Below are 385 nucleotides of genomic sequence, written 5' to 3' on the forward strand. Positions count from 1 at the left end.
GTCCCGACCGTCGCCGCCGACACCGAGACGCACCGGGAACTCCTCCTGGATGCCGCCGCCTTCGCGCCCGCCGCCGACGCGGCCGCCCTCGGCTCGGCGCTCGCCGACACCCTGGCATCCACGTCGGCCGTCGAGCGACTCTCGGTCCTCGCCGCCGACCGCGGCCGCGCGTTCAGCTGGACGAGTGCGGCCGAGCGGGTGTGGCAGCTCCACGCGGACCTCTGACGAACGATGCCCCGCCGGCAACCCGGCGGGGCATCGTGTCGGTCACGCGTCGGCGTCACGCATCAGTGGACGGCGTGAGGCGGAGCTTGTTCGTCCAGTACTCGTCCGAGGTCATCCCGGCGTAGCCCGTGCGCCACTGCGCGATCATGCGCGCGTACTG

1 pseudogene is annotated in these 385 nt (G+C 73.5%); it reads left to right on the plus strand.

Annotation, left to right across the window (positions count from 1 at the left end):
- A pseudogene (locus ACEWB7_RS18680) lies at positions 1–225 on the plus strand (hypothetical protein); the annotation flags it as partial.
- Between the last annotated feature and the right edge of the window lie 160 nt (positions 226–385).

Source organism: Acinetobacter sp. NIOH-H-8 (genome assembly GCF_046635365.1).
Lineage (GTDB): Bacteria > Pseudomonadota > Gammaproteobacteria > Pseudomonadales > Moraxellaceae > Acinetobacter.